Origin of the sequence: Nocardia sp. CA-135953 (assembly GCF_050955735.1) — a bacterium.
In the GTDB taxonomy this organism is placed as follows: domain Bacteria; phylum Actinomycetota; class Actinomycetes; order Mycobacteriales; family Mycobacteriaceae; genus Nocardia.
On sequence record NZ_CP192082.1, the window covers coordinates 3,427,878 to 3,453,498 of the forward strand.

Here is a 25,621-nt window from a genome sequence, read left to right on the forward strand (position 1 = left end):
CGGCGGCCGGGACGCCGCGCCTCAGCTACCGCCTGCGCAGACCCATGCCCGCCAGCACCACACCGATCACGACGGCTATCAGACCGATGACGGCCCAGATCGCCTGCCCGTTCATTCCGCCGCTCTGCCCCAGCAGGTCCAGCCCCTGGAGCGTCCACAAACCGCCCATCAGAACCAGCAGAACTCCGACGATCAACCACACCCAGCGCACTGCCGCTCCTCCGTCTCGGTCGCAAGCAACCCGGAAAGCCCATCCTGCCACGGAACTCGCAACGCCATACCCCGCAGTCGGCAGGAGGCGATCTCCTGGGACGTTCGACCACGTAGTCACGAATACCGTGGACGTCCCTATCGGCGGCGCGCAGCAGCCGCTGAACCCATCCGAACAGCCTCACCGACATGTTTCGTGAGTGTCCACCCGTTCATACGTTTCAGACCCGCGACCCGCCCGGATACATTCTCAGCCGCCCGCCGCGCGACCCGCGGCTCGGCCCGGGTGAACCACTCCCCGAGCCTCACCATCGACGAATCCAGCTCGGCCGCAGCCCGATCCAGGACTACAAGACAAAGCCGGCCCTCGACGGCGCGACACTCAGACCGGATACGCACCCACGATGAACAGGCGTTTCCCAGTTGCCCATGTTTATGCGTCCTGCCGAGGGCACCAACCTGCGGCAACCGGACCAGGACCGTCACGCCACCGCTATTTGCCGATGACCAGCAGTTTTCGGTGTTGCAGGAGGTTGGCGTACTGGTCGATACGCCCTCCGGACACCAGTGCTAACCCCACAGGGGGTCACACTTCGGAAAGCTCCTCAGCAGTCATCACAATCTGATCCCGTCGACTCTCCTGCACCCGCTCCACCTTGCAGATCGTATGTACCAAGATCGCCGAGCCACTTGCATGGTGCAGAGAAGCGGGCGAATCCGGTTCCGCGCCGATGCGGAGCCGATCTGGCCGCATCTGTAGTTGCCCCCACTGTCAGCGGCTGTCCGGTGGCCCCGTGATGTCGTGGGTCGATTTCCCCGCGACGGGTTCAAATGGACCGGACCCGGCGGAGAACCGGTACCGCGACGGCCGCAACGCCGCCGCCACCCTGCTGCACACCACCCGCGCCGCCGGTCCCGCCAGGGTCGAGTTGGATGTCGGGGGTCGCCGTACTCACGCGGGCGTGACCAGAATCGATGCCGCCACGGAGTCGACGTACCAGGTTCGGAATTGCTGCGGGCTCCACCCCCGCCGACGGACGAGCCAATCGAAATTACGGACGTCCATGGCCAGCCACAGCACGTCGACGACCATCTCCTGCGAGTAATCGGGGTTCAGTTCGCCGGTGGTCGCGAGGTCTGCGGCGAACATCGTCATGCCGGCGCGCCGCTCGTCGAGGTTCTTGGTCCAGATCTCGGCTGCTTCGGGATCGGCGGCCGCCGCGCTCCACACGGCGAGCATGACCTCGGCCTCGCGCGTATGGGTTTCCACGAGATGGCGGGCATACCTTGCCAGTTTCGCGCGGGCGTCGCCGAGGGCCCGGATCTCGCTCGCGAATTCGCGGCGTGCCAGTTCGGTCGGTTCGTCGTCGCCGGCGATGGTGATGTCGACCAGTTCGGAGAGCAGGGTCTTCTTGTTCCCGAATGTCTTGTACACGGTCTGCACCGCGACACCGGCCTCGTGGGCGATCGCGGCAAGTGTGGTCGGGGTGTAACCGTGGGCTACGAACAGCGTGCGTGCCGCGTCGAGGATGGTGTGCCGAGTCCGGCGCGCCTGATCCTGGCGGTGGGTCGATTCGTATCGCCTCTTGACAACCACGCCGGTAGTGTAACCATATACTGGTTAGAGTAATGCTCTACTGAATTGAGGCGATCATGGCCAGCAACTCCACCTCCGAGCGCGGCGCCCGGGTGATCTTCATTCCGCCGCCCCTCTACTACATCGCCGCGGTCGTCGGCGGCTTGCTGCTGAACGCGGCGGTCGCGCTGCCGATCGGCGCCCGCCCCGCGACCGCGATCGTCGGTGCCGCGATCGCCGCGCTGGGCTTGGTCTTCGCCTGGTCCGGTGTCGGCGCGGTCATCGCGCATCGCACCACGATCGTGCCGCACCGGCCGGTCTCGACGCTGGTCACGACGGGCGTCTATCGCATCTCCCGCAACCCGATGTACACCGGATTGGCCGTGGCCGTCCTCGGATTCGGGCTGCTGCTGAACAACTGGTGGCCGATCGCGCTGACCCCCGTCGCGGTTGCCCTGGTCCTACGTCTGGTGATCAAACCCGAGGAGCGGTATCTGACCCAGCGATTCGGGCAGTCCTACATCGATTACCGACACCGGGTCAGACGCTGGCTCTAACCCCGCAGGACGCCGATCCCGGAAACCGCCCGCAGGGCACTGCGCGGACAGCGGTCGGTCACGACCGCATCACCCACCGCGCCACGACCGACCCCCACCGCCACGCCCACAACGACACCTCGCTGCTCGCCGCGATCGCCGTCAACACCGAATCGCCCATCGACGCCTTCGGCCCAGTCCGGCTCGATGTCCCAGAACTGACGGTGGACACCAGCACCGACTACCAGCCCAGCCTCGAGAAGATCGCGCAATTTCTCACTCACCCGGACGTAAATCCAATCCGAGAGCGAGGACGCTAATGAGTGCGCTTACGCGGGAAACATAGCGCGCCGTCGCGGTCGAAGGAACCATCCGCGGTCGAGGAGAATCGACGGTGGGCGGAGGAGATCCTGGGCCGCAAGATTCCGCGACACCCGCAGTTGCTGAGCATGCCCGCCGCGCCCTGCGACAGCGGCGCACCACAGGTTTCGAGCTCAAGAATCCACGGAATTCGTTTCCTTGTTGGTGGACGGCAACGTGGGCCGCTGGTCTGAGTCCGGACTCTGGTGCCTTGGCTGTGCTGCGTTGAGAAACATGACGGTATTGACCGTGACCAGCAGCAGGCAACCGCCGGCACGACCCCGATGATCGCCGATGTCGTATCAGCGAATGAAGGTTGTGGAGATCACGATGATGGCCCTTGACGACCATACTGGGCTGGTCCATGTCCACCAGTCGTTCAAGACAACGCCGTCCCGTGGCTGGCAGCTTTGTAGTGAGTGCCGCCCACCCGATGAAATCGGTCGTGCGGGGCGAGGTGAGGCCGCTGTTACCGCCACCGGATCCAGTCCGAGCTGCGCAAACGACCAAGCCAACCCTGTCGCCGCCAAATGCCTGGAAACTGCGGCCACCGCTCGGCGGGACGAGGCGTCGCGCTCGAGCCGCCTACCCCCATGCTTGATCACCTCCATCGTCGGAGTAGTTGTCGTCCTCAGGGGAACCACCCTGTCCATCGACCGAGCTGTCGCTGTCCGGTGGGCCGGCAGGTTCGTGGGTGAGGGCATCGTCGGTCGTCCCGGTCGCAACGGCCGATCGCGCGAATGTCGTTGCGGCCGCGACAGCTTCGCCCAGTTCGAGCGCGCCGACTGCGGCGATGGCTGGCGGGGCAGCCAGCACGACACCGATGCCAGCCGCAAGAGCCGCCGCGCCGATGGCTATGCCCGGTCCGGCTTCGTCCGTCATGCCGGAGCCGGTGTTCTGCTCGATGCCGGTTCCACCGGGTAGGAGGTTGTTCGCTCCCGGCTCGCTCGCTCCCCGTTCTCCGGTACCGGCGTTCGGATCCGCGTTCGGATCACTGGCCGACGGTGCGTTCGCCCCATCGGCACCCGCGTCTGCGTCTGCGTCCGGATAGTGGTGACGGAGCCCTGGTCGACGATAGTCGCTGGTCGGAGGGTGGGGTTGGCGAGGTTCGAAATCCGGGGGCAGCGGACTGGGCGGCCTGTCCGTCAGCGTATTCGGTTCGGTGTGGGGATCTTCGGTCGTCGGTGTGGTCGGCGCACCGTACTGCTCATTCCCGCCCCGGGGCTCGGGTGTGGTCTGGGGAGGTGAGTTCACCTCTCGGATCTTGTCTATGACGTTCTGCCACCACGTGGGCATTTCAGCCTCCTGGTCGTAGGAAATCGATGTGGCGCATCGGTCACATCCCGAGGTATTCGAGATCGCCGGGGCCGCTGTCGAGACCGTCATCGAGCACCGATGACGAATCATCGTCCCCGGACTCGCCGTCTTCATCGGGCGGCCCGGCAGGCTCTCGCCCCGGCTCGTCATCGGTCCCGGTGTCGGCGTCGTACATTCCGTCGTACCCGTCACCCGCAGTGGTGGTCGGCTTATGGTCGGTCCAGGGCTGGGCCGCGAAACTGAAGGCGACCATCGGACCCGATACGTGGTTGCTCGCGGGGCTGGCGTCGGCACCATCCGGGGCCGGATCGGCCGGAGTCCGAGACTGGAGATCTGCGGCGGAGTAGCCGGTTTCGGCGTGCGTTATCGCGGATGCCGGCTCGGCGCTGGGTACGTCCAGCGTCGAGCTGTGGCCGCCGCCGTGCGCCGGCGTGCTGTGAACGGGGGTGCCATCGGCGTTCGCGGGGGTCCACGTCGGGTCGTCCAGTCCCTTGACCCAGTGTCGATCGCTGACGTCCTGGTAGGACCGTCCGTCCGCGGTCCTTTCGATTCTGTCGGTGTGGACCGATTGGTGGAATTTCCCGTCCGCGGATTCCCACAGGGTGATTTCGGTGACTCTTTCGTGTTCGACACCGTTGTCCCGGTATGAGTTGACCGTCCCCTTCACATGAACGCGGTTGTCGGAGCCTGTCCACTGCTCGGTAGATTTGGCCTCGGTCACCCTGCCGACGGCGTCGTATTTGAAGGTCGCGTTGACGTCATGTCCCTTTTGGGTGTACTCGTAATGCTCCACCACGTCATGGATATTCGTCGCCAGGTCTCTGTGGACCGTCGATGTATGGGTTCCGCCTCGGATCTTCTCGGTCGACACCTCCACCGACCCGATGGTGTAGCCCTCGGAATCCTTCCAAGCTTTGACCGTCGTTTTGGACATCTGTTCCCTCCCTATGGGTTACCTCGAAGTCGTCGGGCCCGCCGACGCGGTTCGTTCGGGCCGCGACCGGGTGCTCACAGTGGCCCTGGTTTCGTCGCTGTGGGTTGTCTCGGCCGCCGTGGTTTCTCGGCGCTCGGTTTCGCGGTGGTGCGCCGAGCGGTCGGTGCCGTCGTTCTCGGCGGCACGTCCGTGGTGTACGTCCCTGCTGGATTGCTGTCGTTCTCGACGCTGGTGTCGGCGCTCGTCTGCCCAGTCCCGCGTCCACGGGGTCAGCGGCGGTGGCGCGGGCGATCAGGAACACGAGCACTGCCGAGACGACGGCTCCGGCCAGGAACATCGCCAATGAGCCTCGGTACCAAGGGATCGGCTGGTTTGCCACGGGCATTGGGCGCAGAGCCGATCCGGTGGGTTGTCCCATTCCGGAACGGACGGGCGACGACGGCGGCGCGAGCGAGAACGGGTCCCGGGTTGGGGAGCGCCCGGGTCGTCGGGCGGCGGAGTCCGGCGCGGTTGTCGGGGTCGGCGGGTGGGCCAGCGAGGGTCACGGTGGAGCTCCAATGTTTTCGGGTCAGCAGCCGGGCGGGTTGTCCCATCCGCCGTTCTGGGCGTCCTGGCACCACCATGACGGGGAGTTGTGTGTGGATGGGTCTGGTGATGCCACCGTCGAGTAGATGAAGCCGCCGACGATGAAGACGACGATGGCGAAGAACAGCAGGAAGAAGACGGTGTAGAACGCTTTCGTGAGTCGGCGGCCGTACATGGTCTCGGCGACCGCCATGGACCCTGTTACCCCTTTGCGCATCCGCACGAGAGATTCGGTACTGCGGTTGTAGAACTGATCCGCCTGTAGGAAGCTGCCGCGCATCCGTGTGGAGGGCACTTCGACGACGTCACCGTCGGCGAAGAATCCTTCCAGGAGGAATCCACGCATCTGCACGACCACTGGGGCGGACTCCAACGGTTCGAGCCGGAACTCGACGGTTTGCAGTGACCCGAAATCCGACAGTTGCTGCTGACGTTGGATACGCCGCGCGTACCCGACGATCGTGCCCGGCAGTGCGGGGTCCCGAAACTCCGCCGCCGCGGGGGCTTCGGCTGCTTGGGCTGCGGCGATACCCGCTGCAGCGGACTCCTGGCTGGAGGCTCCGCGGACGGCCGCCAGCATCGCTGCGTCGACTGCAGCCTGCCGCTGTGATTCGTTGCCGTCGATGTTGCGGCGTGCCCACGCCTCCCACTGTCGGCGCTTGTCGGTCGTCTGCTGCTGCGGGTTCATTTCGTCACCGCCCTGCGCACAGACCGAGCGGGCCTGCAGAAATTGCCGTTCATGGATCGACTCTCCTGTCCCATGGAAGTCGCCGCTGGTCAGCAGCGTGAAATTTCGACGCCTACCGCAGCCGCGCCGGAGCACAGCCACTCAGGCTTGTTCGAAGACGGAGCCCACACTGTGGCGTAAACGATCGCGCCGACGATTACCGCCATGACCAGGAATACGGCCCACAGGATGGCCCGCCGGACGACCATCAGGCCGCTGCTACCGTGATATCTCGTCTCGTTCAATCCGCCCTGGAACGTGTGGGGGCTGTTGAAACTACCGACGTCGTGGGGGACGAGAGCCCGATCGATGGTTCGGCTACGTCGCGGGGACACACCGGCACCGGGACGCCTGGATTGTTGCCTTCGCGACCGCTCCATCGTTTCCTGATGGCTTTTCATCGCACGAGCATGATGATTCACGGCGGATTTGTGGGTGGCCTGATGTGCATTGCGGACATGGGCGGCGTGCGCGTTCACTCCGGCTTGATGCCGGTGCTGCGACGCCTTGTGCGCGTTCATCGCGCCCTGATGCGCTGCTTGATTGTGTTTGTTCATGGCAGTCACGCTCCGTGTGCTCGGTGATTGAGTGCGTGTCCTTCGCGCTCGTCGTGTGTTGTGGGGTTTCCTGGTTTGACGTTAGGGCTGGATTGATCGGTGCCGCATCGGGCGATGTTTGTATCCCGGTTGCTCGAATCCCAGGAGCGCATGGGTGTTTCGCCCCATGGCCGGTGATCAAGCAGGTGGACTGTTTGTCGGATGTGACGTGCTCGGTTGGGTCAAGATGTCCTGGGTACGACCGCTGCGACGACTAACCAGTGCGCGGCCTACACCCGTCTGCCGGCAGCCGCGGCTTCGATCAGCTCGCGCAATGCCGCAATGTCGCGGTTGAGATTGCGTTGCAGCATCCGTGCCAGCAGCCGCCCTATCGGCCGCTGCATGCCGTGCGGTGTGATGCAGAGGTCGAGGCGAACAACGCAGTGGTTGGGCGATGACACGGTTACCGTCCGGGCGCCCTCGGCATCGGCACCGGCGACGGTGCGCCAGGTCATCCAGGCACCGGGTGTGACGGTGGTGACCTCGCCGAGGTTGTGCCAACTACGCCCGGCGAACCGGAGCTGCTCGGTGGTGCGGGCCCCGGCAGTGACGACGCCGGGCGGGTCGGCGGTCATCGCCACTACCCCGGTGCGCCACGACGTGTCGTTGGTGTAGTCGGCAAGTACCGCCCAAGCCTGCGGGGCGGGCCGGTCGACGGTGGTCTCTGCGGAAAGTTCGAAGACGGTCATCGCCCAGCCCCCAGTGTGGCCGGCATGGCGGGGGTATCGATGTAGGCGTCGAAACCGACTACCCGGCCCTCTCGCAGGCTCCAGACGTGGACCTCGGGGACGTCGAAAGCGGTCCCTGCGGTTCGGGTGGTACCCGAGGTGCGTCCGCTCTGTACCACGGCATCGCCAACGGCGAACAGGTGCTCGCAGGTCACCTTGCTGTCGATGTGGGCCAACAGGGTGGTGAAGAACTCGACTGCGCCCCGGTGGCCATGATGGTGGCCGCCCCAGGGCAGTTCGGCGGCCTGGTTGATCTCGATCTCGGGATCGAAAACACGGGGAATCACGCTGTAATCCCGGTCGTCGAAGGCCTGGTAGGCCCGTGCGATGAGATCGAGGTTGGGATGAGACGTATGAGACATGGTTCGGCCCTCGCAATGGAGTCGGCGGATACGGTTCGAGGAGCGGCTCTAGCCGACTATCGCGCGCCGGTGTTTCAGTCCTGCTACAGCGGCTGTGTTCCCGCCCCCAGCTCTGGCCGATCAGTTCGCGTGACCGCACCGACCAGCTCGATGATGGCGGTCCAGCTCATCTCGCGACCGGTCTGCGGTTCGGGTGAGCGCAATTCGGTGGCCAGCAGCCGATCCATCCGCGCGACGACGGCGGGGTGGGCGAACTGTGTGTAGCGGCGCGGGTCGGCGCCGACGCGCGCGGAGTGGTGCAGCGCTGCCGCGCGCAGCCGGATCGCCTGGTCTGGAGCACCCCGCACGAGTAAGGCATAGGTTGCGGCGTACACGGCGCCCAGCGCGTCGGAGATGTTCGACTGTCGGGCGAAGACGGCCAGCGCACGATCGATGGCGGTGAGGGCTTCGCTGGCGCCGTCGGTGTCGTCTGGGTCGGCCAGGATCGCCCAGGCCAGCACCACATCGGCCATGCCCTCGCACCACAGGTGACCACAGTCGGCGCTGAGTTCCCGCGCTGATCGCAGCCAGCGCAGGGCCTCGCTGCGGCGACCTTCCAGCAGCGACACTGTTCCCTGCCCGAACTGCGCACAGCCGCGGATCCAATCCGGCGTGGGTAGCCGGTCGACTTCGGCTACGAGCTCATCGACCGCTATCCGTGCGGTCGGCGGGTCGCCGAGCGCGGTCAGCGCCAACGCCCGGTACATCAATGCGTGCAGCCACAGTTCACGCTCGTCGGCCGGGCCACCGAGCAAAGTCATGGCGTCATCGGCGCACTCCAGCGCCTCGTCGGCATCACCGGCGTGGAACAACACGATCGACAAGCCGAGCAGCCCGAACGCCTGCTCGGCGGGGGTTGCGTCGGTCGCGGCATCCAGCGCGGCGCGGAGGAGGGCGCGACCGAGTGCAATGCTGCCGAGTACGCTCCACGCGAACTGCAGCGCCGCCACCGTACGCAATGCTGCGGCCGGATGGTGCGCGAGGTCGTAGGCGATGCCGGCGCGCAGGTTCGGCAGCTCCGCAGCCAGCGCACGATAGGCCTCTCCGGCGTGATGCCCAGTCAGCAACACCGACTTCTCGGCAACGAATGTACGCACCCACCGCGCATGGGCGGCCTGAGTCGCCTGCGGGTCGGTATCGACGTCGCGGCAGTAGCCACGGATGGTTTCCAGCAGGCGATACCGGGTGCCGGTCGCGGTGCGATCGATGGTGACCACGGACCGCTCGACCAGCGACGCCAGCGGCGCAAGCACACCCGCGCCCAGGTCGTCCGGTTGCGTGGCCGCAGCCGCCTGCCAGGTGAATCCGCCCTCGAACGGCCACAGCCGCAGCAGCAGGGCCCGACCTGTCACGCCAAGGTTGTCGATACTCCACCCAAGGGCCGCCTGCAGATCGGTGTGCCGCGACAGCGATCCGCGCGGCGTGGAGCCGAGCACATCGCGCCGGTCGCGAATATGGGCGGCGATCCCCGCCAACCCGAACGCTCGCTCCCGCGCGGCGGCCAGCTCGATGGCCAACGGAAGCCCGTCCAACATCGCGCAGATATCGTGCGCAGCAGCCCGCTCGGCCGCGCTGGGATGCCATCCCGGACGGCCCGCCCGCACCCGATCGAACAGCAGACGCACCGCAGCGCCGTCGTCGCCGTCGCTCTCGCCGTTGACCACCGGCAGCGGTTCGAGGATCAGCACATGCTCGCCATCGACACCCAGTGGCTGTCTGCTGGTGGCCAGGACTCGCAGTTCCGGGCAGGCGGCAAGCAACCTCATCACGAGGTGAGCCACCGGCTCGACCAGGTGTTCGCAGTTGTCGAGCACCAGCAGTCCGGGCTGCATCATCAGCGCCCGGCACACTAGAGTGAGGGGATCGCCGGAGTACTGGACCAGCGACAGCGCGGTCGCGATCGCGGTCACCGCGGCGTCGCCGTCGTTCACATCACCCAGACGCACGAACCACCAGTCGACTGGGGCGCCGACCGCTGCGCAGTACTCGACCGCCAGCCGGGTCTTGCCGACCCCGGCGGGACCCACCACGCACACCATGCGCTCGTTGGCGAGCAGCTCGCTCAACAGCCCAATGTCGTGATCGCGGCCGAGGAACCTGGACAGCGGCCGCCGCAGCGGCGGCCGCTGTCCAGGCGGGGAAACCGACTGCACGCGCGGCGATTCCGCCAGCAGCCCGGGATCGTGGTCGAGCATCCGGCGCTCGAGCAACCGCAACGCGGGCCCGGGTTCCACCCCCAGCTCCTCGACCAGTAGCTCGCGCACACGCCGCAGTTCGGCCAGCGCCTGGACTTGACGGCCGCTGCGATACAGCCCCAGCGCCAGCAGTTCCCAGCGCCGCTCCCGGAACGGTGCGGCGGTCACCGCCTCGCTCAGGTCGGCCACCGCGGTCGTGTGATCGCCGCACGACAGCCGGGCAGCCGCAAGCTCCTCGACCGCGACCTCGTGCAACTCCACTAGCCGGGTTCGTTCCACTACCGGACTGAGATCCTGATCCAGCTCCGGCCACGGCTCACCCCGCCACAGCGCGAGCGCCTCGCTCAGCAATCGCACAGCTGCCACGGGGGCGCCGGCGGTCAGCAGACGCACCCCGTCGGTAGTCAGGCCGGTGAACCGGCCGTGATCGGTCTGCTCCGGCGGCACCACGAGCAGATACCCGGTCCCGCTGCGCTGCAACAGCTCTCGCGCGGGACCCAACGCCGAACGCAGCCGCGAGGCGATGACCCGCAGCGTCCCCGATGCCTGCCGCGGCTGGTCTTCACCCCACACCAGCTCGGCAAGGACCCCGTCAGAGACCGGGGTAGCGCCCGCCATCGATAAGGCCGCAAGAAACCGCCGCGGCACCGGGCCGCCCAGATCCACGACACAGCCGTCCACCTCGACCGTGATCGATCCCAGTACCCGCAGGAAGAGCACGTCGAAAGCCTAACCGGATCCAGGCCGGGAACCTGGGAGTTCGCCGACGACGCCCGCAGGGATCGATGACAGGCGATGCGGAGAGTTCTGCGCTGAGGTGAGCCAGTTCTGTGAAGCCCGGTGGATGGAATCAAGGTGACACCGTACTGGTCATGGACGGCTGGTCCGTGTGCGGAATGGGGTGTGCCATCTCGGCGACACCCACAGCCGAATGATCGCGCGCGAGTTCCGCGCCCGACTACAAGGGGTCGCGATGCACCACCCCCGACCCCGGTACAGCCGCCCGGATGCATAGGTGATCGACGACTGGCGTTAGGCGAGCCCCTGCTGGTACGCGTACGCGGTGGCAGCGGCTCGAGACGACACGCCGATCTTGGTGAAGATGTTGCTCAGATGGCGCGAGACGGTCTTCTCGCTCAACGAAAGCGTCTGTGCGATAGCTTGATTCGTCATCCCTCCCGAAACGAGACGAAGCACTTCGACCTCACGAGCGGTGAGACCGTCCGGAAGGCGTGCAGGTTCGCGATTCCCGAGGAGTTCGTCGGTCGCCGTCACGTCCGGGATGGCACCCAGCCGGGCGAAAATCGCATGGCACGTTTCCAATTCCAGACGCGCACCATCCTCATCACCGATCGCGCGGCATGCCAGACCGATCAACCGGCGACTACGCGCGAGCTCGTACGGCACATCCAGCTCACCCCAGCTGCGCGCCGCGGCGCGCAGCTGGGGCAACGCCGCGGCCGGATCTCCTTCGGCCAGGCGCAGCGCACCGGTTGCGAACGCTGCGGCAGCGCGGACCCCTGTCCCGATGTCGGCCAGGGTGCAAAGTTCAGTCACCGTGGTGTGCGCGAGTTCCGAATCTCCCTTAGCGGTTGCCAGTTCCGCCCACGCGGGCAGCAGTTTCGCGCGCGCGATACGGTCAGAGGGCCGTTCCGCCAACGCTCGTGCCAGACCCGCCGAGGCCGAGTCGGTACGCCCCTGCGCCGCCCGCAACAGCGCCATACCGGGCTGAATCTCGTAGCCGTAGCGGCCCGCGTGGGCGAACGCCTCCTCAGCCGCAGCGAAATCGCCGACCAATCGGCGGACCTCGCCGATCTGGTACCAGGCTTGCCCCGTGTCCATCGCGACGGTGCCATTTTGCTCCTGGCACGCCAGCCGTGCCTCGCGTTCGGCTTCGGTCCACGCACCGTGCAGCAGCAGGATCGACGAGCGGTGCATTCGGCACGACCCAGAGATGGGTGTTCCACCGCGTTGGGTGCACAGCCACTGCTCGAACGCTGATGTCCACGCCTGCGCCCGACCCAACTCCGACATGCCTATACACGCGGTGATCGAGCTGCAATAGATCCACACACGGTACGTCGGATTCTGCACCTCGCCTGCCGCGACAGCGAGCATCGCCTCGTCGAGCAACGCGATCGCTTGCGATATCTGACCGAGCGAGGCAAGGGCACGACCTTCTTGATGCAATCCGAGGTTGAGCAGATCACGATCGCCGAACCGGTTACCGATATCGGTGACCCGCCGGGCGAGTTCGAGTGAACCGTCAAGGTTGCCACCGAAAAAATTCCCCGCGGCCTCGGCCAGGCACAGGTATCCGTGCACCACGCACTCAGGTTGCGCCTCCAGCAACCGCTGCGTGCGGGCCAACCAGCCCATCGCCGGGGGCATGTCGCCACGCAGCATCAACACGATGTGGATCCGATACGCACACAGTGCGGCGTCGCGATTCGCGCCGTCGCGCACATATGACGCATACAGCCGGCTGCGAACCTCGACGCTCTCCTCGGTTCGCCCCAGCAGGTGAGCGCACTCCGCCAGCACCTCCAGATCGGCCGCGTCGAGTGCCGCGACCCCAGACGCACGACCCAGCAGCGTGTACGCCTCATCCCAGGCACCTCGCCGGAACGCAACGCGGCTCAACCCGACATCATCGACCACACTCACTAACGCTCTCCCCTCATGCGTCCGCAAAGCTCGTGCGCGGGTGGCGGCTGCGACCCTATTACGTCATCGATGGTGCGCGCCGAGCCGCTCGTCTTCCACCGTGACCAAAGCGTCGACAGTAGTGGCCAACTCGCACACACTGATCGACTGCGCCCGGTGCACCACCGATGCGGTGACGCACGAGGTCTTTTACGGGTACGACGATCAGATGCAGCAGCTGACCCGCACCGACGATAAGGGTGTCACCGAGCTGCACATCACGGGTGCCTTCGACCAGGTTTTTCGCGAGATGCCGTGACGCGGAGGCCATCGCGGCTCACACTCCCGGTCGGTAGCCGAACACTCGAGCAAAAATGTCGTCGCCGTGGCTGGTCGACTCCGGAGCGCCGACGGTCAGGCGATATGTTCGGCGGCCGTCCGCGGCGCGCTGCGCGTGCAGGAACAGATCGACAAAGTGATCGGCGGCGTAGCGCTGCCGCACGAAATCGAACAGATGCGTCACCAGAACGATCTTCGTGCCTGCGTCGACCAGCGCGGAGAAGATCGGTTCGGCGATAAGCGATGCCTCTCGGTCGTTGGTGGAGGCGAAAGGTTCGTTGCACAGCAGCATTCCGCCGGGGCGCAGTTGGTCGGTGATCCCCCGCATCCGGGTGAGTTCCTCGTCGAGCCTGCCGTGTTTCATGGTGGCGTCCTCGCTGCGCACGAAATGCGTGAACACACCATCGCGCACATCCGCGGTGAAGTCATCGGCCACAACGAACATTCCCGCTTGCATCATCAGTTGCGCGAGACCGACACTACGCAGAAATGTCGACTTGCCACCGCTGTTAGCGCCCGTGACTACCACGAAGGAACTGCCGGCACCCTCGATATCGTTGCCGATCACCGTCTTCGCCGACAGGCACAAGGCCGCGTCGCGCAGATCGCTGCACCGCAACATCGCGTTGCCAGCTGGCACCGGCTCCGGCATGCACACTGGGGCACCCGCCCGGCTGAGCCGCTCGTGCAGGTTCAGGCAGCCGAGATAAAACGCCAGCTCAGCTCGCAGCTGGCGGAAGAAGTTCTGCACATTGTCGGTCGCGCGGGAGATCACCTCGGCGACCGAATCGAGCGCCGGTTCCACCACAGCTGCCAGTGGATCGTTCTGGATGTCGAAGTCGCTGGTCGCCTCGAACACCCGGCCGGACCGGCTACTGAACAGCGAGCGCTTCGAGTTCTTCGGCGGCTCGTGCAATATTATGCGGTCGGCCTTGTTGCCGGGCCCGAGTCCGGCGCTGAACAGCACGCCGTTATCGAAATACAGTGTTGCCAAATGGGTTTCGAGCTCGGCGAGATAGTCGTCGCGGAGCTTGTCGGCCAGCACCTCGCGCAACTGGCGCAATCCCTGCGAACGGCCGGAGCTTGCGTTGCTGTCGCAGGTCTCGCGCAGTCGGCGCAGATAGCCGACGAGCGCCTCGAGCGGTTGCAGCGCAAGCCCGAGCTTGGTTCGTGGCGTACGAGTGCGGCCCGCTGTCCAGCGGCGCACCGACGTCGCCTCGGCGGCGATGTCGTACAGCGAGCGGAGCATATCGGGGTTGTCGCGGCAGTCCGCGAACACGTCCTGCCGGTACCGGATCACCGCGATGTCGGTCAGACTGGCGGGGACAACGGATTTCACCACCGTCGCCACGAATTCGTCGTTCGCCGCCATCGCCGCATACAGCTCGGTAAGGCCGAGATCCTCGGCGATCGAGTCACCGTTGCGCGCGAGGTGCGGGGCGTGGCCCGGGGGGTGCAGCAGACCGACCGGGATCATCGGACCCTGGCCCGGATCGCGTCGTAGGTCAATCCATGCCGCTGCGCGACCACCGCGGCATGCGCCAGCCCGTCGGGAGGGCGCCGCGCGATCCGGAATGTCCGCAGCGCGTCGTCGCCCGGTTCGACACCCGCGACCATGCTCACCACCTCCGGTCCGAGATCGGCGAGCTCTTCGAGGAATGTGACGTAAACTGCTACCGCGCCGCGCTCGATGATCTGCCGTAGTACCTCACTACCGAGCCGGGTGGCGTCGCCGACGGTTGTCGTGCTCAGACTTTCGTTCAGCACCACCAGGCTGTGCTCGCTGATGCGTGCCAGGATGTCGTGCAGGCGGGCCAGTTCGCGCGCCAAGCCGCCGTCCGGATCACTGACGTCGTCTTCTCGAACGAAATGCGTGAAAACATTGTCGGTCAGCGGCACGCGGGCCCTGGCGGCGGGCACCGGGCACCCGAGCGCGGCCAGATACGCCAGCTGGCCGCACATTCGGGCGAAAGTACTCTTTCCACCCTGATTGGGACCGGTGACGACGAGTACGCGCTCCGCGCCGTCGAGCCGGAAGTCGTTGCGCACCAAGGGAGTTTGCTCCCGAATCAGCTGCGGTGCCAAGGCCGCATCGTAGGCGTCCTCGGCATACATTCCGCGGAAGCCGGTCGTGACCTCCGGAATGCAGAACGGGAGACCGTGCTCGTCCAAGTGCCGGACCAGCCACAGGTAGTCGAGATAGAACTGCAATTCGATCTGGAATCGGTCGATCACCGGATCAATGAAGTTCTGGTGTCGTCGCGCGTGCGCCTCGAGCTGCCCGAACACCTTCGGATGCTGCTCGGCAACCAAGGCGATGACCTGCTCCTCCACCTCGTTCATATCCGGCCACGGCTCGGTGAAGCGCTGGCGATCCAGATTGTCGTCCACGGCGAAGCGGGCGAAGGCCGCGGCGATGACATCGCTGTAGTCGGGCTGATCGTCGAACCGGTCGATAACCAGCTGACGGCCCGCCACTCGCACGGTGTACCGCACCGAATCCAGCCCTGCGCGAACCCGCGCCCCATCGGCCATGAGTGCGCGGAAATCCGTGCCGTCGACGTGGTCGGCCAGCCACCTCCGCCACTCCTGAAATCCGTTGGCGCTCAAGGGTAATTCACCCAGGGCCGTGTGCAGATCCAGCACGGTGCGGCAGTACAGCATCTCGGCATCGAGCTGACACCGGTCCCGCTGCTGCGGATTGCGCAATTTCTGCCAGCGCTCCCGATGTTTGCGCACCGAGTTCATTCCCGCCACGAACACCTCGAAAACAGCGCGTACGGCGTCGTCCCGAAGATCGATGAACACCTGCTGGCGGTAGTGCACAAGTTCCAGGTCACGCAGCGGACGGCGGTGCGCCGCTTCATGTTTCGTTGCGCCGGTAAGGACGAAGATCTGGTCCATATTCAGATCGGCAACCGTGTCGGCCCCGACAGCGACCGCGCTGTTCTGGCCGCCACCACCCCAAAGGATGCTTCCGAACCTACTCAAGTCGCATTCCTTCCCCAACCGTGCGCCGAAGATAACTACGGAACAATGTCGAAATAGATGATCAACTTATCGCCGGCATGCTTTTCGAGGTCAAGCTCTTACCTTGCCGGTCGTCGTGTCGGCCGATGGACCGTCAAATCGGTCTGCAGCATATCGAGGCTCGATCGCGGTCATTCGCAGCAGCTCATCGCTCCCGTTTCCGCAGGTCGATCCGTGTGGTTAGCGCATGTGTCCCCTCCGAGCACAACCAGCAGCTGGTGACCGCGGCCCACCAGTTCCCGACTGGTGCGGTGGCTTCGGCGCAGACGCGGGCGGGGTTGGTCGCGTGGGCCACGGAGCACGATGCTTTGGTCATCGAGGACAACTACGACGCGGAGTACCGGTACGACCGCGAGCCGATCGGCGCCATCCAGGGACGCTGGAACGCGGCCTCGGGGTCTACGGCCTGGCGCCTTACTGGGTGGGGAAGGCGGGATCCGAAGGTCTGGTCTTCGGGTATGGCAGCCTGACCGAACCGGCCGTCGTCGATGGCATCGACCGGCTCGCCGAGGCCATCGGCTCCCTCCGCCATCCGTAGCCGGCTACGCGAAATCGCCTATGGACCATGTGTGGCAGCAACCTATTCGAGCAGCAACAGAGCCCAGCAGTTGACATCAGGAGCCCGACACAGATACGGCGATCAGTAATACTGAATGGCCATCGCGACAAGGCCGTTCGGCCAGAGGCTTGGCGATGACGTGCCGGAACCCTTCGGGCCACCGACGACCACCCGTGGGTTGCGAGCAACGGCGAACCACGCCTTGCCGAACTCCGCGGTGAGTTCTTCGGGGTGCTCGAGCCAGCGACGGGTGATCTGCACTGTCGATCAGTGTGACGCGGGGGGGATGCTCTGCTCGTACTGAAAGACGTTGTGGGGGTCGTACTTCGCCTTGATCCTGCGCAGCCGCTCGAAGCGCTTGCTCCCCCAGTAGGCGGTCTCCCACTCTTGCATTCCGACGTTCGGCACGTTGACGTAGGCGCCGTCCGCGTAGGGCCGCAGCGCCTGGCTGAACTCAGCGGTCCAGGCCTGGGCCTGCGAGGTCAGCGCGTCGCTGACGCCTGGTTGTGTTGAACGAGTCCCCCAGGCCGCGCCGATCTCACCGTAGAAAAGCGCGTCGCGATGCGCGAACGCCGTGCCGCCGGGGGGCTCCCGCGTGATCGCCCCACCGAAGGCATCGACGAAGTAGTTGCTGTCCTCTGTGGGAGCATTTCGCATGAAGTCGCCGATGATGTCGATCGCCTGCTTCGGGAACGGCTCTTTGACGAACTGCGAGAAGAACTTCCAGTTCGCGCGCTCTTGCGCGAGCGGGACCTGGGCTCCGGCAAAGAAGTCGCCCCAGTTACCGACCTGCACCGTGACATCGGGCGTGCCGATCGACAGGATCGGAGCCAGCATCTCTGTGGCCTGTGCCGCTGCCCCGTCCGCAAGCCACGCGGACAGCAGGATCTGGGACTTGTGGATCTCGAGTTCGGATCCCAGACGGTCGGCGGCGGACGGTACCGTACGCTGCCATGCTTCGAAGACCCCGTACAGGTTCCCGAGTCCGTCCCATGTCGCCTGCACATAGGCGAGATGGGAGAGCGGATACACCTTGTAGGTGAGTTGTGTGACGATCCCGAAGTTGCCGTTTCCCGCCCCGCGCAGCGCCCAGAGCAGGTCCGAGTGGTGCCGCAAGTCCGCGTTGATCACCTCGGCGCAGTCGTGACCCGACGCGACGACGACCTCGGCCGCCATCAGGCTGTCGCAGGCCATGCCGAGCCAGCGGTTGAGGGGCCCGAGACCACCGCCGAGCGTCGCACCGCACAGGCTTACGCTGCCCTCGCTTCCGGTTGTGACCGCAAGGTTCTGCTTCGCGAGCGTCGTCACGGCTTCCAGTTGGTTCAGCCCGGCACCGACCGTCGCCATACGAGCGCCAGGGTTGATCTGGACCGATTTCAGCTGGCTGACGTCGATTACGATGCCGTTGTCGACGTTCGACCAGCCTTCGAGGGCGTGGCGGCCGCTGCGCACCCGCAGCGCGATGTCGTGCTGCCGCGCCCACGTGAGGGCGTTCACCACGTCCTTGGCTTCCTGTGCGAAGGCGATGACCAGTGGATAGTGAGAAAAGAGCTGGTCCCAGCCGAGTCGTGCATCCGTGTACGACTCGTCACCGGGGCAGACGATGTGGCCGGTCAGCATCGCGGCCACACTTCCCCGGGTGCTTGCGTCCGCAATATCCGGCGTGTCCGCGGCCGTCAGGCCCGCGACAACGACTGCTCCGACGCCAGCGGCCGCCGACGTCCTGAGCAGGTCACGGCGAGAAAAATCGCTCAAGGTCCAGATCCTCTCCGCGCGAGTATGCCAACACTTACATCTCCAGCTTCCTCGAAGCCTGTATCGCTCGATGCGCATGTAAAGGATTTGATCGTCCTGGTGCCGCAGTGGCCCCGTCGACTACTGAGCTGCGGCAGGCTCTCGATTCGGAGGAATCCGATATCGCAGCCCTGCTCTCAGCGGTCCGCCTGGGCGACGGAGTCGCCCAATTGCCGTGTGGCAGTAGGAAATCGACTGCGGGCGGCCCAAACCGCACGAGTGCCTCATAGGTCTCGACCGGGTCGTTCGCCGGGAGATCCTGCACAGCAGGCCCACTGTGCGGGAACCGCCTTCAGTTAGTCGCAAGTAGGGTGCAAGCCACTCCAGGCACTGTCTCAAGTATGCCGATACACACCACTGCGCCCGACCTGCTGGGTATGCGCCTGGCCCACCGCGCCATGCTCGCCGACACCGCCCGCCTGGCCGGCCTCACCGCCGACATCGCTGCCGGGCACACCGCCTGCCCACCTACCCGGGCCGCAGCCGTCACCGAATACCTGCTGCTGCTCTGCGACAGCATCCACCATCACCACGACATCGAGGACACGGTGCTGTGGCCACTGCTGCGCGATAATGCCGACAGCACGATCGACCTCCGCGAACTCGAAGACGACCACGCCCAGCTCGACCCGCTCCTCGACGGGCTGCGCGTCACCGCCCGCGCCTTCGCCCGCTGCGCGCCCGAGTCGGCCGCCGAACTCACCACCGGCCTCGGACACCTGCACACGCTGCTCACCGAACACATCGGTGACGAGGAGGCGACCATCTTCCCGGTCATCACGGCCCAGCTCAGCGCCGAGCAGTGGAATCGAGTCGAAGCCGCCGCTCGCCGGGGCGCGAGGATGAGTTTCGAACTACCCCGCATGTTCGGGATGTGCACGCCGGAGGAATGGGAACGCGCCAGCGCCGAAGGCGGGCTGATACTGAAACTCATGCTGCGCTGGTTCGGGCGCGCCCACCGCCGCCGCGAACGGCTCATCAACGGGCTGTGACCGCGCGACACTACTCGATTCGACGCGTCTTCGATGCGGATCGGCCGTTGCGGCCGACGAGTTCGATGACGAGGGCCTCCGCACGCACGCGGATCTCGTCGCGAATGCGCCGGAGCGCGTCGATGGCCTGGGTTCGCCGGGTCGTCGGGCCGCCGATCGTGATAGCAGGCGCGGTCGCCGATCAATCCTGCAGCTCGTCCAGCTGAGCGGCGATGTGAGCCGACAATGCGGCGGCGTGGGCGCGGTGGTCGGCGGCCTCGGCCGGGTCGCCAAGAGCGTCGGCGAGTTCGGCGAGCACCGTGTCCATGGGGCCGTAGACCACCGAACCGGTATCCAGGCCCGCCATGGTGCCCGCCCGCTGCAGCATGTCGCGGTAGCACTCGGTCATGGCCGCACAGTCGTTCAACCGGATCGCGGCCCGAGCGCGAAATACCACCATGACCGACCAGTAGTGGTCACGTTTGATCGGCGCGGCCTTGACGAAAACCTCACGGGCCCTGTCGATCTGACCCGCATCCCACAGCGCAAGCACATACGGGAACGCCATGGCCTTGGGCGCGACCGCGTACACCGTGGACATCGGCTCCACCAGTGCCGACAGGTCCCCGCGCGCCCAGCCCAGCACCATGGCGGACACGATCAAGAGTTCGGCGCCGTTCGCGGTGCCGGAGGCGACCATCGCCGCACTGCATTCGGCGTAGATTCGCTCGGCGGCGGCCAACTCGCCGCGCAGGAGCGACAGCACCGCCGAGAACGTCGACAGCACGGTCAGCATCTGACGCAACTGCCCACCGGTCGCGCACTCCAATCCGCGTTCGGCCTCCGCGCGCGCAGCCACCAAATCATTGGCGCTGCACGCGATCAGACAACCCAGGAAATGTGCGACCGCCTGGAACTCCACCAGCCCCGCCGCCGTGGACACCGCGAGCAACTCGGCCACCAGCGGAGCGCGCTCCCCCCACAGATCCGGCCCCAAGGCCAGGAAGGCCCGCGCATTCACCGCGGCACAAAGCAATTCGGCATCACCGAATTCCCGCGCCAGTGCCACCGCCTCCGCCGACGCCGCGAAAGCCAGCCGATTGTCGTCTCCCTCCACCTCGAACACCAGCGTCACCAGCAACCGCACCCGATCCGCCACCGCCAACGGGCGATCCAGCGTAGAGCGCAACGCACCGATCATGCGCTCATCCGGCAACCGCTTGTCCCGCGTTGCCCAGATCAGCGGTGCGCGCCAGCACCCGAGCGCGAACGCGACCGGATCCGCTGCGGCACTGGAACTCCGAGCGTCCGAGATATCGAGACCTGATGGGCTCACCGTGCCGAATCCAGCTTCGCCAGGAGTCGGTACGCTGGCGGAACCAAGGTTCCGTGCACCGGCGAAACCGATGTTCTGCGTGCCTTCGGCGACACCAAGGTTCTGCGCGCCTTCGGCACCGATGTTCTGCGCGCCCTCGGCACCGATGTTCTGCGCGGTTTCGGCATCGATGTTCTGTGTGCCGGCAATCTCGAGATTCTGTGCGCCGTCGAACTCGAGCCCATGTGCTTGCGCGATGCCGATAAGTGGCGACGCCGAGTCGCCGGAAGCTGGTGGCCTCACCATTCCCGCCGTAGGCCCAGCGGCGCGCAGGGGTGGGCCGGAGGGCCTTGCCAAGCGTTCGGCAAGGTCGAGGGCCTGGGCGCGCAACAGGCGGGCGGCGACGTCGTTTCCGCCGTAAGCGAGGGCGGCGACGCGGGCGCAGCGGGCTTCCAGGATGGCGATGCCGGCATCACGATGGGTGCCGTCGTCCGGGTGACCGGCCAGGGTGTGCAGGTCCAGCACGGCGCGCCAGAGCGGTTCGGATTCGGCGAACCCGCGGCGCGCGATGCGGTGACGGGCCGCAGCGAGCACATGCGCGAGCGCCTGTTCGGCATTGCCCGCGTGCGCGCCGACAAGGGCGTGATGGGCCAGTACGTCCAGGTCGGGTGCGGGTGCGCGCTCGGCCACTCCGAGAGCCGTCCAATGCATGCGGGCGCGTCGCAGCACGGGAATTCCGTCGTACACGGCATCACGAGTCAAGGCGTGTCCGAAGCGGATTCGCCCACCGGTTCCGTCGATCCGCAGTAGCCCCGCCACCACCGCCGTATCAACCAGGTCGATCAGCGTCTCCTCGCTCTCCCCCGCCAGTTGCAGCAGCGAATCGATATCGGCCTCGTCACCCCACACCGATAGCAGCCGCAGCAGTCGCGCCGCCTCGGCGGGCAATCGGGCGATCCGGCGGTGCAGCACATCGCGCACCCCCGCCGGCACCCCCAGCAGATTCCCTTCCGCCGCAGCCAGTTTCGCCAACTCGGTCACGAACAGCGGGTTTCCACCGGTCCGCTCCCGCACCGATTCCGCGGTACTATCCTCGATCCCGGCGACCCCGGCCGCCGCAAGCACAACCCGCACCGCCACCGCATCCAGCCCGCCGAGTTCCAACCGCCCCGCCGTCACCGCCGCCAGCGCCGCCGACGTGGCCCGCACCTCCTCCCCCGCCTCCGACCCGCGCAACGTCACCACGAACAACACCGGCTCCCCCGCCGTCCACGCCACCACCTGCCGCAGAATCTGCAAAGTCGCCCCCTCCGCCCGATGTGCGTCCTCCAGCACCACCAGCAGCGGCCCCACCCCGACACACCGCCGCGCCACGGCCCGCGCCAACTCGAAAGGGGTCGAATCCTCCTCTGCCCCCGGCGAAACCCGCGGCGCCGCAATTCGCACCACCACTGGCGTATCCGCCACACCCCTGCGTGAAATCCGCGGCAGCTCGGCCCCGACCGCCGCGGGCGAACCTGCTTCCACCTCCGGCAGCACGCTTGAAGCCACCGCACTCGCCGCCGTCGACACGGCCGTCTCGGCTACCGGCGGCACCCACCCGGCTCCGGCCTCCTCCGCCCGCCACTCCGCGAGATCATCGGATTCCCTTGCGACAGTGCCTAATTCCGCGTGCGCCTGCCGCCAGGCCCAGGCCGCGGGCGCGCCGTCCACCTCTGGGCATCGACCAGTGACCACGTTCCAGCCGCGCCCGGTCAGCTCTGCGGCAACTGCTGCGACCAGTGTCGATTTCCCGGCACCGGCTTCACCCTCGACCCACACCAGTCGCGCCCGGCCCGCCGACGCCTCCCGCGCCGCTGTCAGCAGTGTGGCCCGCTGCTCGGTGTAGCCGACGACCTCCGGCATCGCGCCCGGCGCTGTGCCCACAGGTGCCGAATCCGGTGGAGTCGGAGACGAATCGAGGTGCCCGGTAGTCGCATCGGTGATGGTCGTCACGACGTCGGGCGCGACCCCGGCCGGATTCGACCGTCCGCGCTCTGGTGAACCGGTCGTGGCGGGCAGCTCCGGAGCCGAGAGCACCGGAGCGCCTGGGGAATCGAGAGTGGTCCGTTCATCCGATTCCCACCGGTGTGCGGCATTCGCTGTCGCCGCGATCGGGTTGTCTCGCACCGGTGCGGAAGGAGTCGAGCCGCTGCCATGCGAATCGGTGCTGCCGACTTCGAGATGGGTACGGAGCGAAGGCATCTCGGCTGACTGTCGGGCTGATCCGAGGTCGGAAGTGAAGGTCAGGGCCGGGTCGTGGGTCAGGATAGCGGATTCCAGATCGCGCAGGGGCGGACTGGATTCGACGCCGAATTCGGTGGCGAGATGGGTGCGGATGCGGCGGAGGACGGCGAGAGCTTCGAGTGGGCGGCCCAAGCGGTAGAGGGCCAGGGCCAGCAGGCGGGCGGCGGTTTCGCGTTCGGGATGGTCGTCTACAAGGCGGTGTAGCGTGGTGGCGGCCTCGGCGGGGCGGTCCAGACGCAGGGCGGCGTCGGCGCGCTGTTCCATGGCGGTCCAGCGCATATCGGTGAGGCGGGTGATTTCCGGTGCGGCCCAGTCGGAGTCGGCGTAGGCGGCCAGGGCGGGTCCACGCCAGAGGGCCAGTGCGGTGTCCAGGACTCCGTAGCGGGTCGATGGGTCGATTTCGGTGGCGGCGGCGGCGAGCAGGCGCTCGAAATGCCAGGCGTCCACGTCGGTGAGGTCGGCGCGCAGGGCGTAGCCGGGGGCTTGGGATATCACCACGCGGGCCGGGGCGCGGGGCGGGCGGCGGGGTTCGAGGGCGCGGCGGAGGTAGGAGATATGGGCTTGCAGTGCGCCGGAGGCTTTGGGTGGCGGTTCGCCCTGCCACAGATCCTCGATCAGCCTATCGGCCGACACCACAGCGCCAGCGGCCACGACCAGCCGCGCCAGCACGGCGCCCTGCATGGGCCCCCGCAACGTCGCTGGGCGGCCGTCCACCGTCACACGCAGCGCGCCGAGTACGTCCACAGTCACCACAGGGGGTACATCGACTGCGACAACCGGTTCGGTAACTTCACGGCCGGATCGCATTGCTCCAGCCTAAGTCCCGACCGGCCGCCACACCCACCGAGCCGGGTCAGAGATACCCTCGAGAACAGCGCGACCGACGAACCGGTGACCGCATCGCACTCGGAGAACGCTGAAACGACGCGGACCGGGCCCGATGAGACGTGGTCGGTGAGGTTCAGTCGCGCAGGGCGCGCACTCCGGCGGCGGCGAGGACCAGGCCCATCACGATGGTGCCGGGAATGACCCACAGGCCCTGCGCACCAGGCAGACCTTCCGCCCCGGCCATGGCCAGGACCGCGAGCACGATCAGGGCTCCAGAGGCGCGGCCCATGCGGGGACGCGGCGCGAGCAGGGCGCAGACCGCGATCAACAACGCTCCCAGCAGGAAGGCGGCGGCGAGCGGACCGGTCACGGGCAGCGCGGCGTCCTCGATTCGATGTTGCTCGTGGTGCGAAAGCTGCGGGGCCACGTAGATCTCGTGGTAGGCGCCGATCGGAATGGCCAGGGTCAGACCGAGATACAACAGGACCCCGGCGGCGGTGGCGACCTTCGCGATCGCGCCGCGTGTCGGCGGCGGAGCGGTGGCACCCGATCCCACGCCTTCCGACACTCGCCGGTCGGTGGTTGATGCTCGATGGTCGGCGCCGGTCCAACCCGAGGTCACCACCCCGAGCCCGACCGCGAGCAGCACCGCACCGACAGTGAAGGTCAGGTGTGCGGCCGCCCAAGTGCTCGCTTGTTCGGCGGCTTCGGAATGTTCCAATGGGTGCAACCCATTGCCCACCGCGAACAGCACACCCCCGGCGATCAGTGCATAAGCTTGCCACCGGATGTATCGATCGGTCGCGGGCGGTACTTCGGTCCTAGTCATGGAACGCACTCTCCGCCACCGGCATTCACCACGACTTGCCACCGACTTGCGAACCCGGTGGCACCGCTTGCCGAGCGGCCTATGCGCCGACGACCCGGCACCCGCGACCGCGGTGACCGCCTGAGCGATCCGGATCAGCCGCGCGGGGATGCTCTCGCGGTCCGGCTGAGGCTTCTCCGTCTGGTGCCGCGCCGCCTTCGCGTCCGGTGGCGGCTCGATCCATTCCCATGCGACGTATCGTGGCTGCGAGTTCGCCAGCACGTATGTCACGGGTGCGCATCGAAGTATCTTCTAAAGGTTCGCGCTCCGCCCGGATCGCCTGGTAGCCAGCGGTAAGCTGTTGTTGACGCGTTCCGCAGTACCGAACGACGTCTTGTCCGGTCCGGTCGCTGCTACAGCTGTCGGTCGGCCCGAATGCGCGTTCCGATCGGGACGCATCATGTACTTCACCAAGTAACGAATCACGTGTCGCAAAGTCGATTCGGCACGTAACGCATTCGCAGCAGCCCCAGTCCGGTAGCTCGGCAGCGCGGCCCACTACGCGGACTCATAAAGTTCGTTGTAAGGAAGCAAAATGTCTAGCAAGATCGTGAAAACTCTAGCCGCGACTGTTATCGCCGCGCCCCTGTTCGTCCTCGCGGCACCGGCAGCCACTGCCGATTCGACTGCCGCGGCGCCTCCGGCGTCCTCCGTCGCTCCGGTCGACGGATCATTCGGATCGGCTACGTGGTGTTTCCCCCTCGGCAGTGTCGTCTGGTGCATCTGAGTGAGCCTCTGAGCTAGTCCGAGAACCCGGGCTGCCTTTCGTCGCGGGCCAGCATGCGACCGATGGCGACCCAGTGGATCGTGCCCCGGGCGG

General features: G+C 66.5%; 21 protein-coding genes. 4 read left to right on the forward strand and 17 right to left on the reverse strand.

All coding sequences use genetic code 11. The annotated features are described in order from the left end of the window. Positions 1–25: 25 nt before the first annotated feature. Positions 26–211, reverse strand: coding sequence for a hypothetical protein (locus ACQPXH_RS15785; protein WP_433603073.1), 186 nt, complete (start codon positions 209–211; stop codon positions 26–28). 951 nt (positions 212–1,162) lie between these two features. Further along, entirely contained in the window at positions 1,163–1,807 is a 645-nt protein-coding gene (locus ACQPXH_RS15790) for a TetR/AcrR family transcriptional regulator (RefSeq protein WP_433603074.1), read from the reverse strand. Between the two features lie 56 nt (positions 1,808–1,863). Here ACQPXH_RS15790 and ACQPXH_RS15795 point away from each other — a divergent pair, with 56 nt between their 5' ends. Further along, the gene (locus tag ACQPXH_RS15795) at positions 1,864–2,343 is read left to right on the forward strand and encodes a methyltransferase family protein (protein ID WP_433603075.1); all 480 of its coding nucleotides are present in this window, start codon (positions 1,864–1,866) and stop codon (positions 2,341–2,343) included. Here the strand turns inward: ACQPXH_RS15795 and ACQPXH_RS15800 are convergent. From ACQPXH_RS15800 to ACQPXH_RS15840, 9 genes are all read right to left on the reverse strand, one after another. Continuing rightward, complete coding sequence (locus ACQPXH_RS15800) at positions 2,340–2,606, reverse strand: hypothetical protein (RefSeq protein ID WP_433603076.1); 267 nt, start codon at positions 2,604–2,606, stop codon at positions 2,340–2,342. The two genes, ACQPXH_RS15795 and ACQPXH_RS15800, sit on opposite strands and share 4 nt — an antisense overlap. 661 nt (positions 2,607–3,267) lie before the next feature. After that, positions 3,268–3,564, reverse strand: coding sequence for a hypothetical protein (locus ACQPXH_RS15805; protein WP_433603077.1), 297 nt, complete (start codon positions 3,562–3,564; stop codon positions 3,268–3,270). 454 nt (positions 3,565–4,018) lie between these two features. After that, positions 4,019–4,933, reverse strand: a complete 915-nt coding sequence (locus ACQPXH_RS15810) for a hypothetical protein (RefSeq protein ID WP_433603078.1) — start codon at positions 4,931–4,933, stop codon at positions 4,019–4,021. Positions 4,934–5,501: 568 nt separating this feature from the next. Further along, positions 5,502–6,347, reverse strand: a complete 846-nt coding sequence (locus ACQPXH_RS15815) for a hypothetical protein (RefSeq protein WP_433603079.1) — start codon at positions 6,345–6,347, stop codon at positions 5,502–5,504. After that, a complete protein-coding gene (locus ACQPXH_RS15820) occupies positions 6,296–6,811 on the reverse strand; it encodes a hypothetical protein (RefSeq protein ID WP_433603080.1) in 516 nt (171 codons plus the stop codon). Before ACQPXH_RS15820 ends, ACQPXH_RS15815 begins: the two co-directional genes overlap by 52 nt. 260 nt (positions 6,812–7,071) lie before the next feature. Continuing rightward, the gene (locus tag ACQPXH_RS15825) at positions 7,072–7,530 is read right to left on the reverse strand and encodes an SRPBCC family protein (RefSeq protein ID WP_433603081.1); all 459 of its coding nucleotides are present in this window, start codon (positions 7,528–7,530) and stop codon (positions 7,072–7,074) included. Further along, complete coding sequence (locus tag ACQPXH_RS15830; protein ID WP_433603082.1) at positions 7,527–7,931, reverse strand: nuclear transport factor 2 family protein; 405 nt, start codon at positions 7,929–7,931, stop codon at positions 7,527–7,529. Before ACQPXH_RS15830 ends, ACQPXH_RS15825 begins: the two co-directional genes overlap by 4 nt. Positions 7,932–8,014: 83 nt before the next feature. Further along, positions 8,015–10,885, reverse strand: coding sequence for an ATP-binding protein (locus ACQPXH_RS15835; protein WP_433603083.1), 2,871 nt, complete (start codon positions 10,883–10,885; stop codon positions 8,015–8,017). Between the two features lie 312 nt (positions 10,886–11,197). Further along, complete coding sequence (locus tag ACQPXH_RS15840; protein ID WP_433603084.1) at positions 11,198–12,832, reverse strand: helix-turn-helix transcriptional regulator; 1,635 nt, start codon at positions 12,830–12,832, stop codon at positions 11,198–11,200. A gap of 121 nt (positions 12,833–12,953) precedes the next feature. Between ACQPXH_RS15840 and ACQPXH_RS15845 the strand changes: the two genes are divergently transcribed. Further along, the gene (locus tag ACQPXH_RS15845; protein WP_433603085.1) at positions 12,954–13,130 is read left to right on the forward strand and encodes a hypothetical protein; all 177 of its coding nucleotides are present in this window, start codon (positions 12,954–12,956) and stop codon (positions 13,128–13,130) included. Between the two features lie 18 nt (positions 13,131–13,148). Here ACQPXH_RS15845 and ACQPXH_RS15850 read toward each other — a convergent pair whose 3' ends face one another. Both ACQPXH_RS15850 and ACQPXH_RS15855 read right to left on the reverse strand, forming a co-directional pair. Then, a complete protein-coding gene (locus tag ACQPXH_RS15850) occupies positions 13,149–14,627 on the reverse strand; it encodes a MutS-related protein (RefSeq protein WP_433598131.1) in 1,479 nt (492 codons plus the stop codon). Further along, the gene (locus ACQPXH_RS15855; RefSeq protein WP_433598132.1) at positions 14,624–16,141 is read right to left on the reverse strand and encodes a MutS-related protein; all 1,518 of its coding nucleotides are present in this window, start codon (positions 16,139–16,141) and stop codon (positions 14,624–14,626) included. Before ACQPXH_RS15855 ends, ACQPXH_RS15850 begins: the two co-directional genes overlap by 4 nt. A 257-nt stretch (positions 16,142–16,398) precedes the next feature. On the opposite strand from ACQPXH_RS15855, the gene ACQPXH_RS15860 reads away from it, so the two are divergent. After that, positions 16,399–16,650, forward strand: coding sequence for a hypothetical protein (locus ACQPXH_RS15860; RefSeq protein WP_433603086.1), 252 nt, complete (start codon positions 16,399–16,401; stop codon positions 16,648–16,650). A 170-nt stretch (positions 16,651–16,820) separates the two neighbouring features. Here ACQPXH_RS15860 and ACQPXH_RS15865 read toward each other — a convergent pair whose 3' ends face one another. Both ACQPXH_RS15865 and ACQPXH_RS15870 read right to left on the reverse strand, forming a co-directional pair. Next, a complete protein-coding gene (locus ACQPXH_RS15865) occupies positions 16,821–17,000 on the reverse strand; it encodes a hypothetical protein (RefSeq protein WP_433603087.1) in 180 nt (59 codons plus the stop codon). A gap of 6 nt (positions 17,001–17,006) precedes the next feature. Next, positions 17,007–18,494 carry an FAD-binding oxidoreductase gene (locus ACQPXH_RS15870; protein WP_433603088.1) on the reverse strand — a complete coding sequence of 496 codons (1,488 nt, stop codon included), beginning with the start codon at positions 18,492–18,494 and terminating at the stop codon, positions 17,007–17,009. Positions 18,495–18,874: 380 nt separating this feature from the next. Here ACQPXH_RS15870 and ACQPXH_RS15875 point away from each other — a divergent pair, with 380 nt between their 5' ends. Beyond that, positions 18,875–19,525 carry a hemerythrin domain-containing protein gene (locus ACQPXH_RS15875; RefSeq protein ID WP_433603089.1) on the forward strand — a complete coding sequence of 217 codons (651 nt, stop codon included), beginning with the start codon at positions 18,875–18,877 and terminating at the stop codon, positions 19,523–19,525. 181 nt (positions 19,526–19,706) lie between these two features. On the opposite strand, the gene ACQPXH_RS15880 is transcribed toward ACQPXH_RS15875, so the two are convergent. After that, positions 19,707–23,912, reverse strand: a complete 4,206-nt coding sequence (locus tag ACQPXH_RS15880) for a BTAD domain-containing putative transcriptional regulator (protein ID WP_433603090.1) — start codon at positions 23,910–23,912, stop codon at positions 19,707–19,709. A 154-nt stretch (positions 23,913–24,066) separates the two neighbouring features. Continuing rightward, positions 24,067–24,762 carry a hypothetical protein gene (locus tag ACQPXH_RS15885; protein WP_433603091.1) on the reverse strand — a complete coding sequence of 232 codons (696 nt, stop codon included), beginning with the start codon at positions 24,760–24,762 and terminating at the stop codon, positions 24,067–24,069. Positions 24,763–25,621 lie beyond the last annotated feature (859 nt).

What these genes read in the sequence shown, in the direction of transcription:
- ACQPXH_RS15875 (WP_433603089.1), top strand. Translation starts at nt 18,875, where the DNA reads ATGCCGATACACACCACTGCGCCCGACCTGCTGGGTATGCGCCTGGCC.
- ACQPXH_RS15850 (WP_433598131.1), bottom strand. Translation starts at nt 14,627, where the DNA reads ATGATCCCGGTCGGTCTGCTGCACCCCCCGGGCCACGCCCCGCACCTC.
- ACQPXH_RS15880 (WP_433603090.1), bottom strand. Translation starts at nt 23,912, where the DNA reads ATGCGATCCGGCCGTGAAGTTACCGAACCGGTTGTCGCAGTCGATGTA.
- ACQPXH_RS15885 (WP_433603091.1), bottom strand. Translation starts at nt 24,762, where the DNA reads ATGACTAGGACCGAAGTACCGCCCGCGACCGATCGATACATCCGGTGG.
- ACQPXH_RS15810 (WP_433603078.1), bottom strand. Translation starts at nt 4,933, where the DNA reads ATGTCCAAAACGACGGTCAAAGCTTGGAAGGATTCCGAGGGCTACACC.
- ACQPXH_RS15795 (WP_433603075.1), top strand. Translation starts at nt 1,864, where the DNA reads ATGGCCAGCAACTCCACCTCCGAGCGCGGCGCCCGGGTGATCTTCATT.
- ACQPXH_RS15805 (WP_433603077.1), bottom strand. Translation starts at nt 3,564, where the DNA reads ATGACGGACGAAGCCGGACCGGGCATAGCCATCGGCGCGGCGGCTCTT.
- ACQPXH_RS15830 (WP_433603082.1), bottom strand. Translation starts at nt 7,931, where the DNA reads ATGTCTCATACGTCTCATCCCAACCTCGATCTCATCGCACGGGCCTAC.
- ACQPXH_RS15825 (WP_433603081.1), bottom strand. Translation starts at nt 7,530, where the DNA reads ATGACCGTCTTCGAACTTTCCGCAGAGACCACCGTCGACCGGCCCGCC.